13 protein-coding genes are annotated in these 16,665 nt (G+C 50.5%); 6 read left to right on the top strand and 7 right to left on the bottom strand.

Going from position 1 to position 16,665, the window contains the following annotated elements:
• The first annotated feature begins 432 nt into the window (after positions 1-432).
• The 6 genes from JE47_RS0115475 to JE47_RS0115450 all read left to right on the top strand — a co-directional run bounded on the left by JE47_RS0115475 (position 433) and on the right by JE47_RS0115450 (position 8,583).
• Positions 433-924, top strand: coding sequence for a DUF427 domain-containing protein (locus tag JE47_RS0115475; protein WP_031460625.1), 492 nt, complete (start codon positions 433-435; stop codon positions 922-924).
• 129 nt (positions 925-1,053) lie between these two features.
• Entirely contained in the window at positions 1,054-2,673 is a 1,620-nt protein-coding gene (locus tag JE47_RS0115470) for an ABC transporter substrate-binding protein (protein ID WP_031460624.1), read from the top strand.
• A 108-nt stretch (positions 2,674-2,781) separates the two neighbouring features.
• Positions 2,782-3,618: an ABC transporter permease gene (locus JE47_RS0115465; RefSeq protein ID WP_035419628.1), complete on the top strand. Its 837-nt coding sequence runs from the start codon at positions 2,782-2,784 to the stop codon at positions 3,616-3,618.
• 2 nt (positions 3,619-3,620) lie between these two features.
• On the top strand, positions 3,621-5,642 hold the full coding sequence (locus JE47_RS0115460; RefSeq protein WP_031460622.1) for a dipeptide ABC transporter ATP-binding protein: 2,022 nt from the start codon (positions 3,621-3,623) through the stop codon (positions 5,640-5,642).
• Positions 5,639-6,595 (top strand): ABC transporter permease, encoded by a 957-nt coding sequence (locus tag JE47_RS0115455; RefSeq protein ID WP_031460621.1) that lies wholly within the window; start codon positions 5,639-5,641, stop codon positions 6,593-6,595. The genes JE47_RS0115460 and JE47_RS0115455 overlap by 4 nt, the downstream gene beginning before the upstream one ends.
• Positions 6,596-7,065: 470 nt before the next feature.
• On the top strand, positions 7,066-8,583 hold the full coding sequence (locus tag JE47_RS0115450) for a YifB family Mg chelatase-like AAA ATPase (RefSeq protein WP_031460620.1): 1,518 nt from the start codon (positions 7,066-7,068) through the stop codon (positions 8,581-8,583).
• Between the two features lie 47 nt (positions 8,584-8,630).
• Here JE47_RS0115450 and JE47_RS0115445 read toward each other — a convergent pair whose 3' ends face one another.
• The 7 genes from JE47_RS0115445 to JE47_RS0115415 all read right to left on the bottom strand — a co-directional run.
• The gene (locus JE47_RS0115445) at positions 8,631-9,113 is read right to left on the bottom strand and encodes a hypothetical protein (protein WP_152556084.1); all 483 of its coding nucleotides are present in this window, start codon (positions 9,111-9,113) and stop codon (positions 8,631-8,633) included.
• A 181-nt stretch (positions 9,114-9,294) separates the two neighbouring features.
• On the bottom strand, positions 9,295-10,809 hold the full coding sequence (locus tag JE47_RS0115440) for a hypothetical protein (protein WP_031460618.1): 1,515 nt from the start codon (positions 10,807-10,809) through the stop codon (positions 9,295-9,297).
• A 110-nt stretch (positions 10,810-10,919) separates the two neighbouring features.
• A complete protein-coding gene (locus JE47_RS0115435) occupies positions 10,920-12,596 on the bottom strand; it encodes an alkaline phosphatase family protein (RefSeq protein ID WP_031460617.1) in 1,677 nt (558 codons plus the stop codon).
• Positions 12,593-14,065, bottom strand: coding sequence for an oligosaccharide flippase family protein (locus JE47_RS0115430; protein WP_031460616.1), 1,473 nt, complete (start codon positions 14,063-14,065; stop codon positions 12,593-12,595). The genes JE47_RS0115435 and JE47_RS0115430 overlap by 4 nt, the downstream gene beginning before the upstream one ends.
• Positions 14,062-14,958 carry an FkbM family methyltransferase gene (locus JE47_RS0115425; protein WP_031460615.1) on the bottom strand — a complete coding sequence of 299 codons (897 nt, stop codon included), beginning with the start codon at positions 14,956-14,958 and terminating at the stop codon, positions 14,062-14,064. Before JE47_RS0115425 ends, JE47_RS0115430 begins: the two co-directional genes overlap by 4 nt.
• A gap of 80 nt (positions 14,959-15,038) precedes the next feature.
• Positions 15,039-15,911, bottom strand: a complete 873-nt coding sequence (locus tag JE47_RS0115420; RefSeq protein ID WP_031460614.1) for a glycosyltransferase family 2 protein — start codon at positions 15,909-15,911, stop codon at positions 15,039-15,041.
• Between the two features lie 10 nt (positions 15,912-15,921).
• On the bottom strand, positions 15,922-16,665 hold a 744-nt coding region (locus JE47_RS0115415; RefSeq protein ID WP_031460613.1), incomplete at its 5' end, for an alkaline phosphatase family protein.

The following is a 16,665-nucleotide window of genomic DNA, read 5'->3' as shown; positions in this document are numbered from 1 at the left end:
CCCTCACCTTCCCCCCTGCCCTCTTCCTATCCCATCAGGGGCGAGAAAGGGGGGAGGGCGGGAGGTGTGCTACGAGGAAGGGGAGATGAACCGAGCAGGGGCGATCCTGCGGCTGGCAACGCTACCGCGTTCACGACCCTCCCCTCTCCCGCAGTGCGGGAGAGGGGCCGGGGGTGAGGGCTACCCACGCTGCGGGAGAGGAAGGGGGGAGGGCGCGTGGTGGCGCGAAAGCACGTTGGCACTCCCTCACGCAATGGTTGCACGGTTACGGTACGTGCCCACTGAGAAAGTTGGGTTTCTAATCAGGTTCTCACTTCACTATTGCCAACGGCGGAAAGCCCTGCGCGCAGAGGAGTATCAGAAGGGTCATTTAGGACTTGAGTTGTGGTATATTGCAAGTAGTTTACGAAGGTATTCGTCAGGAGCATATCAATGGTTAAACGAATTCCACCCGGCCCTGGTCAGGAATCGGTCTGGGATTATCCGCGCCCACCGCGACTAGAGCCGACATCACGGCGTATCAGGGTACTATTTGCCGGTATCACTCTGGTTGACAGTCGGCGTGCAATCCGGGTTTTGGAAACTAGTCATCCACCGGTCTATTACGTGCCAACAGATGATATTCGCATGGAGTTTTTACGTCCGAATCTGGCGCGTTCATTTTGTGAGTTTAAGGGAATAGCGTCTTATTACGATGTTGTAGTAGGCGAGCGCATTGCGCCGCAAGCCGCGTGGTCGTACCTTAATCCCACACCGACGTTCGAGGCGATTCGGGGACATCTCGCCTTTTACGCCGCGCCAATGGATGCCTGTTATGTCGATGATGAGCTGGTGACGCCTCAACCAGGTGGCTTCTATGGCGGTTGGATTACCAGTGATATTGTTGGTCCGTTTAAGGGCGAGCCTGGAACGTGGGGATGGTAGTTCGGGGTTGACCGTCCTGCATACAATGCGACGGAGTTACCCTGGGATGCAGGGTAGGAATGTGACCGGCACTAACGTTGCGAGCCGTTCGCTGTTGAACCAACCGTATTGGTAATGAAAGGAAAGTAGATGAGTTTATCAGAAGAGCAGCAACACGTTTTACAGGTAGCCCGCGCAGAGGTGCTGTCCGGGCGAATGAGCCGCCGTGCATTCTTACGCTTGGGACTGGCACTTGGGTTGTCGGCAGGAGCTACTGCACTGGTCGCATGTGGTGGCACGTCAACACCAGCGCCGACGGCCACTGCACCAATAGCTGCCGGTAGTGGACCAACCGGTCGGCTACGGGTTGCTAGCGAGATTCCTGTTCAGCTTGATCCGGCTTTTGCCTCATCCGATGCCGAAATCTTGATTCTTAACCACGTATACGATTATCTGGTTGATATCGATGCGACTAATGCCGTCGTTCCTCGACTGGCTCGTGAATGGACGATTAGCGAAGATGGTTTACGTTATCGGCTGGTGTTAGCGCCGGGAGTGACCTTTCACGATGGCAGTCCGTTGACCGCGGCTGATGTGGTCTGGACGTTCAATCGGTTGCGAGATCCGGCGTTGCAATTACCAACTGCCGATCTCTACGCCAACATTGCCGATATTGCTGCCGATGGGGATAATGCGGTTGTTTTTACTCTTGCCGAAGCAAACCCCTTTTTCCTCTATGATCTGTCTGATAACCACGCATTGGTACTGCGCGCCGAGAGTGAGAACCCGGCAACAGCATTCAACGGAACAGGCCCGTTCCGCGTTGTCGAGTATCGTACCGAAAACCGCATTGAACTTGCAGCTAATACGACCTATTTTCAGGCCGGGAAGCCGGCAGTTGCCAATCTTGAGATTATTTTCTTCGCCGATCAGGCGGCAGCCGTTGATGCGCTGCGCGGTGGTCAAGTCGATCTGGTGTTACGTATGCCAACGCCGCTCTTCCAGACCTTGCAACAAGAGAGCGGTATTGTGACCGTGCAAACGCCAACCAACGGCTTCGATCTGGTACGATTGCGTGCTGACCGTGAGCCTGGTAATAAGCCAGAGGTCATTCGGGCGCTGAAACTGGCAACCGACCGCGAAGCAATTTTTCGCCAGGTAAAGGCCGGTTTAGGCGCGATTGGTCGTGATAGTCCAATTGGGCCGCTGTTTAGCGCATACTATTCGGAAGAAACCCCTCTTCCCCCACGCGATCCGGCAGCAGCTCGCGAATTGCTTGCCCGTGCCGGTTACGCTAATGGCTTACAGCTTGATCTGCATGTGCCCGATTCGGGTGATCGCCCCGATCTGGCTGTGGTGCTGAAAGAGCAGTGGGCTGAAGCCGGGATCAATGTCAATGTGATTGTCGAGCCAGAAAGTGTCTATTACGGTGATAACGGCTGGTTAGAGGTTGATCTGGGGATTACCGGTTGGGGTTCACGACCGGTACCGCAGTTTTACCTCGATGTGATGCTGGTGAGTGGTGCGATATGGAATGAGAGCCGCTTCAGCGATCCAGAGTTTGATGCGTTGGCTGCAACGGCTCGAACCACTCTCGATGAGGCTGAGCGCGTGCGTGCCTACCGTGAAATTCAACGGATTCTGATCGAACGCGGCCCGATCATTATTCCCTATTTCTTTGCTCAGCTTAGTGCTCATCGGGCCGGATTGCGCGGCTATGTCGCCAAGGCGTTTCCCGGACGTACCGATCTTGCTACGATTGCAGTGTAGGGTTAGTAGTATAGTGAGTGATGTTTCGGATAAACTCATCACAGAGAACACAGAGGGTACGGAGATGAAACAACTCTCTGTGTAAATGGGTAGTTCGGTGATATTGGCATGAAGTTAAGCCGATTTGTGCGGGCTTTTTTCGCCGATCTGGCAACAGCGACCGGTACGACTATTGTCATCTTGTTCCTCGGATTGGCCTTGTTTGGGCCATTGATTGCACCGTACAGTCCGACGAGGCAAAATGCCGATGCCATTCGGTTGCCACCCTCAACAACGCATGTGCTCGGTACCGACCGGCTTGGTCGCGATTTGTTCAGTCGGATTATTTACGGTGCTCGTGATATTTTGTTGCTCGCCGGTGGTGGGACAATACTGGCAGTGTTGTCAGGTACGCTCATTGGTGTGAGCGTGACCTATCTGGGTGGCTGGCTTGAAGAGCTTGTGTTTCGGATTTTTGATGGCTTGCTCGCTCTTCCGGCACTGTTACTTGCCTTGCTCCTACTAGGCACTGTCGGCCCTTCACGTAGCGGGGTGCTTTTGGTGATTGTGGTTGTTTATACCCCCATCGTTGCCCGCGTGGTGCGCAGTGTCGTGTTGAGTCTCAAGCCGCGAGGTTTTATCGAAGCCGCCCGTATGCGCGGTGAGCGCCTTGGGTATATCCTCTGGCGTGAGCTATTGCCACTGGTAGCGCCAACACTGGCAGTTGAGGCGGCGCTTCGCTTTTCATACGCGATCTTCCTGGTTGCTTCGCTTGGCTTTCTTGGTGTTGGTGTACAACCGCCAAGCCCAGATTGGGGGTTGATGGTGCTTGAAGCGCGCAATGAGTTTGCCCTTGCTCCATGGTCACTCTACGCACCAGCAGCCGCCATTGCGTTGCTAGTGATTGGCGTCAATTTAATGGCCGAGGGTGTGCGGCGGGCAATCCGCGAAGATGTTACAAGGTAGCAATGACAATACCGGTATTAACAGTAAACAATCTAACCGTAGCTTACCGTGTTGGGCAGCAGGAACTGGCGGTTGTGCGCGAAGTGAGTCTGGCGGTTCATGAAGGTGAAATTCTAGGAATCGTCGGTGAAAGTGGCAGCGGGAAGAGCACGCTGGGTCTGGCAATCTTGCAGGCCCTGCCATCTACAGGACGGATCTGCGCAGGGCAGGTGTTCCTCGATGGGGTTGAACTAACCGGCTTATCAGGAAGCGCACGACGTGCGCTATGGGCCAATTCATTACGTCTGGTACCCCAAAATCCACTGGCAGCCCTGAATCCAACGATGCGAATCGGTGAGCAACTGATTGAAGCTATCGGTGGTGATCGCACGACAGCAACAGCACAGGCGATAAACGTACTGAAGCGTGTTCATATTCCTGATCCCGCACGTGTCATGCGCAGCTATCCGCACGAGTTGAGTGGCGGTATGCAGCAACGGGTCATGATCGCGATGGCCCTGCACGGCACGCCACGCCTCCTCGTACTCGACGAGCCAACAACCAGTCTTGATGTGACGACAGAGGCAGCAGTAATCGATCTGTTAGCCGAATTGATCGCCGAGAAGCAGCCAGCCACGATCTTCATTTCGCACAATCTCGGCCTGGTTGCCCGTCTTGCCACTCGTACTGCGGTGATGTATGCCGGAGAACTGGTAGAAGTTGCGCCAACCGCACCGCTGTTTGATCGGCCACGCCATCCATACACGCAGGGATTGTTGCAGAGCCTGCCACGACCAGGTTTGCGCTACGATCACCACCCACTGCATCCGATAAATGGTACCATTCCAGCTCCTGGAGCTTTACCAGCCGGTTGTGTCTTCGCACCACGCTGTTCACTCGCAGATGAGCGTTGTCGGCGCGAGCGACCATCGCTGATCGCTATAACTGAACATCACCTTACCCGCTGTCACTACTGGCAACAGGTAACTCAGGGTGTCCCGTTACCATCAGTCGCAGCGTCATCGATGTCGTCAAACGGCAACGGTCAGGTGTTGCTTACAACTCATCATCTGACTAAAACAATCGCCCGGCGGCAATCGTTGTTCGATAAACTCCGTGGTCAACCAGCTCCGGTAGTGAAGGCACTAGCCGGCGTTGACCTAACTGTGCACCGCAACCGCATTTTGGGCGTCGTCGGTGAGAGTGGTAGTGGTAAAACAACTCTAGCCCGCTGTCTAATCGGCCTGAGCGAACCTTCCAGCGGTACGATCAAGCTGCTCGACATACCACTGGCACCCAGTATTCAACGGCGCAGTCGCGAAGAACTGCGTCGTTTACAGATGGTCTTGCAGAATCCACAAGAAGCGCTAAATCCGGCGCTGACCGTCGGTGAAGCCTTGCTGCGCCCTCTGATTCGATTGGGCAGAATGAATCGCCGCGAAGCTCGTCAACGAATACCCGAACTATTACGACTGGTAAAGCTTCCACCAGACTACATAGATCGCCGACCAGCGCAACTGAGCGGCGGTGAGAAGCAACGGGTTGCGATTGCGCGAGCGCTGGCCACCATGCCCGATCTGCTTCTCCTCGACGAGGCTGTCTCGGCGCTTGACGTCTCGGTGCAGGCTGCCGTGCTTAATCTACTGGCAGAAGTGAAGGAACGAACTGGGGTTTCCTATCTCTTTATTACCCATGATCTGGCGGTAGTGAGCTATCTGGCCGATGAGGTTGTGGTAATGTACCGCGGCCAAATCGTCGAATCAGGGCCAGTGCAGGCTGTACTGGCTCCACCACTGCACCCTTACACAGAGGCATTGTTGACGGCTACCAGCAGTCGGGGTGTACGCCTACGTGAAGTAGAAGAACCAGACTCACTATCCGAAAGCGGTTGTCCATTTTACAGACGTTGCCCACGGACACCCGGTGACATCTGCGCCACCACACCACCACCCTGGCGTGATGCGGGAAATGGTCATCGGATTCGCTGTTATATTCCACTGGAAGAACTGCAAATAATCCAGCGTTCAGTGCTGATTGAATTATGATCCAATATTTATTACGTCGCCTGATCTTACTCGGTGGTACCATTCTGATCAGCTCGCTAATCATCTTTCTGATTTGCCGTCTGTTACCCGGCGATGTCGCCCGTGTTCTGCTTGGCCGCGAAGCAGGTGAAGCAGCGCTGGCTGCCTTGCGTGCCGAACTGGGTCTTGATCGGCCCTTACCGATACAATACCTCGACTGGCTGATTGGATTTGTCAGTGGCGATTGGGGAATGGCCTACAGTACCCGCCAACCGATCCGGCCCATGGTGCTAGAGCGCCTGGCCAATTCACTGCTTTTAGCTGGGGCAACGTTAACACTATCACTACCATTGGGAATTGCTTTAGGCGTATGGGCAGGTTGGCGAGCGGGTAAACTCGACGACACCCTGATCAGTGTCTCAACCCTGGCCGTGACCGGGTTGCCGGAATTTGTGACCGGCTTATTGCTGATCGATCTTTTCGCCTTCCGCCTGCGCTGGCTGCCGGCCAATTCCTCCATCCGCCCAGACACACCATTTTTCGAGATTCTTCCCCAATTACTGCTACCGGCAATCACGGCAACCCTCGTCTTACTGGCGTACATCGCCCGTCTGACCCGTGCCGGAGTAATCAGTGAACTAGAGCAAGAATACACGCGCACGGCACTGTTAAAGGGATTATCTCCGCTGACTATGCTACGCCGCCATGTCTTGCGTAACGCCCTATTACCGACCATCACCGTAGTGGCGATCAGTCTCGGCTGGCTGATCAGTGGCTTGATTGTAGTTGAAAACGTGTACAACTATCCGGGAATTGGGCGTCTGTTAACCTTTGCCATTGATCGACGTGATCTCCTCTTGTTACAGGCAGTAGCAATGGTGACGGTCGTCATTTTTGCGGTTGCCAATCTGCTGGCCGATCTGATGTACGCTCTGCTCGATCCACGAATCCGTCTGGGGAGCGAGGAGCGATAGACGCATCACGTCATCTTTTCCAGCGTGATCACTCAGAATCACCGTCGGAGTGCAGTCCCTGGGTGCGCGGGCCTCTGGCCCGCATAGTACGATATATAGCCGGAGACCATTGTTTAGCGCACCAGCACACCATTACCCCCTCTTCCCCACTTACGGCCCCATCCCTGTCATCGGAGGTTGAACCCTCTCCTCGCACACCTCTACCGGTTGGGAAAACCGCTGAAAAGCCCTGAGCCAACAGAACACGCACCTTCACCAGTCTTGTAAACAGCATCCCGGCGGAGCTGCACGCAGAAATTGCACCAATTTTCAATAAAATGCGTATCTTTTTGTGATCTCAAACGCTATCTTTAATAGGACACAACATCTGTGAGTCGCTGCTTGTGGGAAAGGGCAGCGTACCCACTCCACAGGTGAGGGATGCAGACAAGAACGACACCGTTCACCTATGAAGCGTACCTGGAGAAACTATGCTCGCCAAAGTGCTAAGCTGTGCTGTCATCGGTCTTGATGGCGTATTGGTCGCAGTTGAAGTTGACGTATCCGGCGGCTTACCCGCCTTCAGTGTTGTCGGTCTGGGTGATGCCGCCGTTCATGAAAGTCGTGATCGGGTGCGTTCGGCTATACGTAACAGTGGTATGACCTTTCCGATGCGTCGGATTACCGCTAATCTGGCGCCAGCCGATCTGCGTAAAGTCGGCCCTGCCTACGATCTCCCAATTGCGCTCGGCTTACTGCTAGCTACCGAGCAACTTGCAGCCGATGTGAGTAATGCCGTCTTCATCGGTGAATTGGGGTTAGACGGGACACTGCGCCATACGGATGGCATCCTGCCAATGGCGGCGGTTGCTCGGGCGAACGGCATTTCGACCATCTATCTACCGGCAGAAGATGCAGCAGAAGCTGCTCTGGTAGAAGGCTTGCGCATCATACCAGTACGCTCGTTACGTGAGCTAATCACCCATCTGAGCGGCGAACGGCCACTACAGCCGTACCGAGGTACAACCGGCTTCACGCCAACAGTTCCGACGGGCACCGTTGACTTTGCCGACGTTCGTGGACAAGAACACGTCAAGCGTGCGTTAGAGATAGCAGCAGCCGGCGGACACAACATCTTGATGAGTGGGCCGCCAGGTTCTGGCAAAACCATGCTCGCCAGAGCACTTCACTCAATCCTACCGCCGCTCAGTTTCGCTGAAGCGCTGGAAGTGACCAAAATCTACAGCGTTGCCGGTCAACTCCCACGCGACACACCGCTCATTCGGGAACGCCCCTTTTGCGCACCGCACCACACCGTCTCGACGGCTGGACTCGTCGGTGGTGGCAGTCGCGTGCGACCGGGAATGATCTCGCTGGCCCATCGCGGCATCCTGTTCCTCGACGAGCTCCCGGAGTTTGGGAATCGGCTCGAAGTCTTGCGGCAACCGCTCGAAGATCGGGTTGTAACCCTCAGCCGGGCGCACGGCAGCATCACCTATCCGGCGGCCTTTATGCTGGTTGCAGCACAAAACCCCTGCCCCTGCGGCTGGTACGGTGATCCTGAACGCACCTGCACCTGTTCACCGACACTGGTCAGTCGTTACCAGCGTCGGGTCAGCGGCCCTCTGCTTGATCGGATCGACATTCATGTTGAGGCGCCGCGGGTCAAGTACGACAAACTCAGCAGTCTGGCTACTGGTGAACCATCAGCGACCGTTCGCGAACGGGTCATCGCTGCCCGCCACCGTCAGACCGAGCGCCTACGTGGTCATCCGCGTTGTCAAAGCAACGCCGATCTCGGCCCGGTCGAGATTCGGGCATTCTGTGCACTAGACAGTGCCGGTCAATCACTCCTCAAATCGGCAGTGCAGCGACTCAACCTCTCAGCACGCAGCTATCATCGCATCCTCCGCCTGGCCCGCACCATTGCCGATCTAGCCGGTGTCGAACAGATTGCCGCAGTCCATATTGCTGAGGCAATTCAGTATCGACCGCGGCAGGTCGAGTAGGGAGGCGTAATTCAGTTGGATGCAAGAACAACAAGTTGACTACTGTACTACTCTTCAACAATGGCACTGGCAAACAGAATTCCAATGAGGGGCCAGTCTTCATAACCGGGACCACGCAGAAACTGATTGCGATCAAACGAAGTACCGGTTAAATCACCAAGCATAATTGCTACTCTGTCACCGACAAATGTATCAACCAACGGTGCGTTAAAGGTTCCGTCTGCGCCGATAGTCGTCGTAGCAATGTCAATTGCACCGCGGGTAATGTTCACAATCCGGATTGGTACTCCAGCAGGACCGCTACCGGTAATTCGACCACTCGACAACCGAACAGGCTGGTCAATAGTGAATCTTGGACCTTCAGGAAGATCGCGGTATGATGGTAGCGGGTATGGATCATTTGAATTAGCAGTGGGTGGAGGTGGTAACGGATAAGCGCCTGGATAGGCCAGCACTGTTGGAATAGACATAGCAGTGGGGGTACTCACTGCATCGGGATTCGATGATGTACAGGCAGTTAAGATCATCACGACCATAATCAATAGGGACCGCCAAAGCAAGTACGTATAGCGCACGGATTTCAAAGCTACCTCCATGGTTATAAGGTTACAAAGCAATAGAAATTTCTCGTAAATTATAGTAACCAAGCGATAAGAAAACATCTCATCGCTTGGTTAGTCTTGATGATAATACCGATTAGCTGTCTTTTACCTATGTGTTCGGTAAATTAAACGCTTCATAATTCTTTGTATTCAAATTAGGTTGTACGGTACCAAACTGTGCAGTTTCCTGGGCAATACCCACGATCTTTCCTCCTGACGGAACAGTAACAGTGACTGCACAATTCTGATTGAAAGGAACATCGTCCATAAGCGGTGCGCCACGAAAACCACTAAAGTTGAAGCTAGAGCCAGGTGCAATAGAACCGGTAGTAACAGTTACTGGTGAGCTGGTACCACACTTGAAAGTAGCTGTCATCGTAACATTATTCGCCCCGACATTCTGCACGACCAGTGCTGAAGTGACACCCGCTACATTGCGTTTGAACAATGGTGCTGCCAGCCGGTTGGTAGCTGAGTCCTCACCAAAGCAGGTATAGGCCGTTGCTCGCACGGGGGTACCACTAAAGTTTGACTCGTTAACCACTCCAACGAGACTATTAGTTGAACCTTCCACAACAGCAGCCGCCAGAGTACCCGGTGGCATGCCACCTATATTTGAATTAAAGCGTGAGAAAACAACCGAACCATTAGCCGGAATAGTAACTCCACTTTCGGTATAAGTAGACCCCACATTCACATTCACCCCCGGCATCACCTGATATACCGTGTAGGTCACATTCACAGTGACAGTTACGTTGGAGGTATTTGCAATTGTCATCCCAGTGGTCCGACCAACAAACTCATTTTTAATCACAGGGCAATAAATCTTATTGTCTGCTTCTGTATTAGCAAACATTGAAGCTGCCAATACTAGTTGTGCAGGCGGCTGAGCGGTCTGAAACTCAATGTACGCACCTACAATGCTGCCGGACGAAGAGGTGATGGACAACGAACCGAAGCACGGTGAAGTGTTAGCATTGCTACCACAGCTTCCACTAGCCATCGGTGGTGTAAAATCGTTTGGAACCAGGAACACTGAACGGTTAGCCTGAATAGTTAGTGTTTTCGTATGAATACTGCCATTGTTTGCACGAATTGTTGCAGTGATTTTTGCGTCGCTACCGGCAGCTTGAATAGAGAACACCGTCGTGCGGTTAAAGAAGTTATTCTTGACCACAGGATAGAATAATGATGTCCCAGCTTGTGAAGCACCACGGAAAAACTCTGCTGCATTGCCACCACTGACACCTAGACCGGGAAATGCACTGAGCTGATTATTCTGAATTGAGCCAATGGCAACTACAGGTTGATCTGAGGAAATAACCGCTGATCCACTTCCCGACGCAAGTGGAGGAGATACATCGACCGTCCCGGAAGCGTTATTACCACCAGCGACAAATACCTTAGATGCACCGACATCGAGAGTAAAACTTGCAGTGGAAGCACTAGAGGTACTTTGTTGAGGATAGACTGCCAAATTGACATTGGCTGTTGCACTACCGACATTTTGAATAGTGGCTGTCGAATACCAGCCCGTTCCTGGTAGAGGCTGCGCGTGGACAACTGAAGACACACTTAGAACGATAGCCATTGAGAGAAGACAGAGAAGTAAACTTCGCCGCATACAGAAACCTCCCTTAATTCAGATGACGATCCTATGTCACGACAATACGATAACCCCTGCACAACAACAATAACTCGAAAGTATTAGTTGCCTCACACAAATTGGTACTCCTATTCAAGGTACCCAAGATTCCGCAGTCGATCAAGCACCTCTTGTTCTTCCTCGGCACTCGCCCAATCAACATTGTTTAGAGGTCGGCGTAAATCTCCGGTAGCTGTAGTACTTACATCAGTGGACTGTTGATGAGACTGCTCAGCAAATGTCTTAGATAGAAACTCGGTTAGAATCCGCCCATCCTGTTCAGGTGACGTTGGTATTCCTAGAAGACACATAATGGTTGGAGCAACATCGACGATCCGTACTTCGGGCAGCCTACCATGATTTGAAACAGTTGGACCACACATTGCTAGTAATCCAAGTGGACGATGGATTCCAGTAAAGTTTGATCCCGGTGAAGCAAAGATCTGCTGACCAGCCATCTCACGCCACGATTGAGCAACATAACTCATTCCGCGCATAATGACATTGAGATCTGGCCCATAATCTGCATACGGGCCATGGTATAAATCCTTACCTCGATAGACAGCGTCAACCACCGGTTGACCGTTGTCAGTCAACTGGAAAAGGGCCGTAGTGATCTCATCGAGCAGAGACTCATATTCCACACCAGGTGCAACAATTCCCTGCGGTTCGCGACCACGAAGGTTGATATAGATTTGACCAATATTACCGAAACTATATGCTTTTGTCTTTGACCAATCTACTGAATCGGCCAGCAAATTAATAGTAGAAGGGGCCAGACGACGCTGCCAGGTGATAGGTATACGTTGACGCAGCCATATCCAGAATGCACTATTCAGGCGTGGGGAAAGACGTTCACGGGTAATGCCAAGAGTGATAGCCAGTTGTCGTAACCAATGCTCGCTAGATCGGGGAATACGACGTTTCAGCCATCCCTGTTGTTCTAGCCAGACATTCAAAAAAACTTCCCGGTGAAGTGGTCCTCCACCATGATCTGAAACCAACACAATTGTCGTTTCTGGACCAGCCATGCGCATAAGCCGTCCGATCTCTTCATCGAGCAAGCGATGTACTTTCAAGATAGCAGGTCCAAACCTCGCAGCTTGTTCAGGATCATGAAGCGGATGGGTCGGATCCATGTGATGCCAGAAAAATGTCTCTACCTCGTCAACTGCCCGGTATACGATCATGCCCAATTCCCAAGGTGTACGTTCCATAAGCCGAAGCATTGCATCAGTCTGGCTTCGTGTCACACGGGCAAGTTCAATCAACCACTGTTGTTCACGACCAGGGGCAAATTCTGTTTCTGGCTCGATCTGATAGCCCCATTCCAGCAGTTCATCTCGTAGATGACGGGGATGGGTAAACTGACCACTCACTGGTGCACCAAGACCTGAAACCATGATTCCATTAACAGGAATGGGTGGATACGTCATGGGCACGTTAAGAGCCAGAACAAACTTACCATACTCACTGGCATAATCAAATATGGTCTTATACGTGGTCTGATCGCGGCGAGTACTGACAATATGATAACTACCTGGTGCAAGGCGCACAAAGTCGAAGATACCATGTTTGCCTGGATTCAAACCACTGATCAGCGACGTCCAGGCAGGTGGTGACATAACAGGAATTGTTGAACGCAATGGCGCAAAACTACCCCGATTCAGTACATTGCCAATATGTTTTAGCCATCCTGCATCAACCCAAGGCTTAATGAGATCGAGATCAGCAGCATCAAGGCCGATAATTAAGACACGGCTCATATTTCACCTCTTATTGCACGGTGGTCGCGAATACGCAGAAAGTGCCAGAATGCCTGCAGCTCTTCTTTTTGAAATCCACCCAAAAGACACAAAGAAAAGATATAAACGAACGTTCCAATAATTACTTCAATTACCCATGAGAAATGCAACCAATCATTAAGTAAGAAAAAGATGATCGTAATAATAGTTGTACCGACGGCAGGCCACACCATTGACCCGATTGGGAAAGAGTAAATCTCCCAACGCACAATCCAGAAACACCACCAGAAGACCAGTGCAGCCGAACAGACCTTCGCTATAGCAGCACCTATAACACTGAACGTTGGTTGGAGGGCAAGATTCAACCCCACATTCAGTAGTACACCAGCCAACTGTGGAAGAACTGCACGGTGTTGAATGCCGGCTGTGAGCATCAATCGTCCGTTGGGAACAAGGAGCATTGTCCAAAGAAACGACCAAATCAAAACTTGCAAGATTGGTATTGAAAGGACAAATGACTGGCGATACATCATTGAAACGATTTCTGGCGCGATGAAAGTAATAAGTAAACAACAAAATAATGCCCCATACAGAGCTATACGCATAAAAATCATATATAAACGCAAAGATTTTTCTCGATCCATGTAAAATGTAGCAGAAAAAATAGACAAAATAATTTGACGCAAAGTATTAGGTATGATCAGTAGTGCATTAAGTATTGTAGCCGCAGCACTATATGAACCGACTAAGATAATATCATTTGAACCACCTCCAGAAAGCAATAAACTATCAAAATTACCCTCTAGCGCAGCCATTAATGCCATTAGAAAGAGCGGTGTTTCTGCGCGAACATAGTGTTTCCACAACCGTTTTTGTAAAGAAATAGATGGCCAAAAAAAATGTTTTCCAACTAGCAAGAATGCAATAAGCATTCCCATCCAACTCGTTACAACAACGACCACCGCAACAGTCGCACTATTGCCGCCGAGTACAATAAGTGCTGCTCCCAAGCAAACCCGTGCTAGACCGGTCAACGCGTTGAGCCCAACAATATAATGAACGCGATTGGCGGCAATGAAAAAAGACTGAAACAGATTGGTGAAACTTTCAGGAATTATAATTGAGCCAAGTAAACCAATGACCAGCACGGTATATTGATCATAGGCACTATACTTAACCAACCATAAGAACAACCCACCATAAATAATGATAGCCGTGAGAGCACGAGCTAGCAGAAAATTGCCTAATGTTATCCGGCTACTGGCAAGATCATGTGAAGCCTCGCAGTTGAGTAATTGTTCGAGACCGCCCAAACAAAAAGCTGTTAATAATCCTGTATATACGAAACTGATACTGAACGTACTTGCTTCAACTGGAGTTGTCTGCCATGTTAGTAGTATGAAAAAGATAGTATTTGACATCCGGGACAACAGTTCGGCAATGACAGCTAGAGCCGTGCCCTGTAATGCACGCCATAACCAGTATTTCATATGCTGGAATGACTTTCTGATAGGCTTATGACAGGTGACGGAGGTGGAGTCCAAGTTATTGGTGCTGCAATCACATTACCATATCCACGATGGGCAAGGTGCGTTTGATGAATATAAATTGCCGATTCATACGGATTTGATACGGGTTCGATACAGTTCCGCAATGAGTGATACCGCCAAAATCGATAACCAAACTGACTGAGCAACTCCCAGATCGCTTCCTGACGGCCAAATTTACGATTCAACTCACACAAAATCAACGGTTGGCGTGGTTGTTGAAATAGAGTAATTGCATGTCGTAACACAATATCTTCAGCACCTTCTACATCGATTACAATAAGATCAACCGAATCAATGGAATGCTGCTTCAACCACGTATCTAGCCGCGCCGCTGGCACATACTCATACGGTTGTAAGGGTTGCTGCGCCAATAGTGACGCCTGCATAGTTGAGGATTCCAGAAATAGTTTTGTCTCCCCATCAATATCACCGAAAGCTAGACGATAGGCAGTGACATTTTCTGGTATAAGACCTCGTAATTGATTCCAAGCGATATTTAGTCGTAGGTGTTGATATGTCTCTAGCATTGGCTCAAAAGAATACACATGTCCTTTCGGCAAAAGCTGCGCCAACGCTAGTGTATACACTCCAATATGTGCACCAATATTCAATGCGATCATATCAGGTTGAACCAAAGCTGGCAGTAGAAAAAATTCAGCTTCATACAATGGTGTATGATACACGAAAAGCGGATATTCATGACGCAACGACGTTACAAGAATCTCGATCTCTGGCCTATAAGGTAGGTGAATAATTGTTGGTTGGTCTAGTGTTTTGGTAAAACGCCGCCAGTGCCATCTAATCGTGCGGCTGAAGAGATTACGCCATGGCATATATCCGGATGGATAGACATGACTTCTAACCCAGCACCACTCGTATATATGCCGAGTGATCGGGAAATACTTCCACATTGTCATGGTCGCATCCCATTTGCCATTCCATCATACCATGCCAGACGACTCCAGAGGATGCCGGGCAATATATGTGGGCAGGCTCGCAACTCAGGATATTGGAACCATCGTTCCATACAATCAATCACTGCTAAGAGTGGAGCAATTGTGCGTAAAAAACCTGGCCGACCACCAGCCAGATCGGTGCGTCTATATCGACCTGTTAATTCAGGATATTTTGGATAGATGCTAGCATAACTCCTTCCGAACGAAGACAGATGGCGCCAAACGTCACCAATGGTAAGACGATGATGGCGATGTTCAATCGCCGCACTTGGCTCGAAGAATAGTCGATAACCGCGTTGTCTGAGACGAAATGAAAGATCGGCATCCTCCCCTGAAGCACCGAAAAAACGCTCATCAAATCCACCTAGATCGAGGAAGAGAATACGACGGACACTTAAGTTTAAACTGGGCAAGTATGGTCGCTCACCACGCGGCTGGCTGGTTAAAAATGGAGCGAAGACAGCCAGATTATCACAAAGATGCCAGTAATGACGATCATGAATAGCGACTCCCCCACCAACTACTACCTCACCCTGAAGGTGAGCCTGCACATGTTGGTGCAGACATTGAGGATAAGCGAGACAGTCAGCATCAATGAAGTAGACAATATCGCCGTATGCAGCATTTGCCCCCCAGTTTCGCGCAACTGCTGCACTTACCGATTTAGGAGTTTCAATAAAACGTACTAATGGATAGTTCCTGATACGCTGTTGATCATCGCGTCCCACTACAATGATTTCGCAAGGAGGTGTTTGTTGCTGATGCAATGATTGTAGGACTACATCAATAAGTGGCGAATTTAAATTAGGAATAACGACTGACACTTTCATCTTTACTGACTCACCATTCCCGGCATTGACCGATCATTGTATCTGGTATTGGTTGACCAAGATATTGCAAGATGGTTGGCGCAACATCATAAATCGTAATATCTTCTATGCACGCTGTTTTACGAATTCGGCGTGGATCATAGAATACGTACATCCCAAACTGAGCATGATTGGCATCATCGGGTCCGGTATCATTTTCAAACGTATAAATATCTTGGTGACCGACACTACCAATTGATCGCCAGTCAAGATCACCAAAGTAGACTATCAGGTCAGGAGCAATACCACGTATCTGGCGATAAATAGCTTCTGGTTTGAAGACACGATTATTCATTATCTGCCCACGATGATCTCGTAGGTTTAATAATTTGGCAGCAATCTCGTCACGAATTATCTCATATTCATTCTTACTAATGATACCTTGTGGTTCACGCCCGGTGACATTCAAAAAAATGCGACCATAATACCCACCCGCCCCCCATGCTCGAGTAGCTTGCCAGTTGACTTGACATCGTTCGAGCGGTGTGGGATGCACTGGATGTTCATCTAAAACAAGGTATCCTTCACGGATCAACCAATCGTTCAAGCAAAAACCTCCCTGCATTACTTTCGCACCGTGATCGGATATGATCAAAACTGCTGTGTTATCATCAATAACATTCAGAAGCTCGCCAATTTTTTGATCAATAAATTGATAGTAATCGTGAATAGCATGAGCGAAAGGAGACCCTGGAATATATTTTGGATGTGATGG

It is taken from the genome of Chloroflexus sp. MS-G, from assembly GCF_000735195.1.
Taxonomy (GTDB): domain Bacteria; phylum Chloroflexota; class Chloroflexia; order Chloroflexales; family Chloroflexaceae; genus Chloroflexus.
This window is presented reverse-complemented; position numbering and strand designations above follow the sequence as displayed.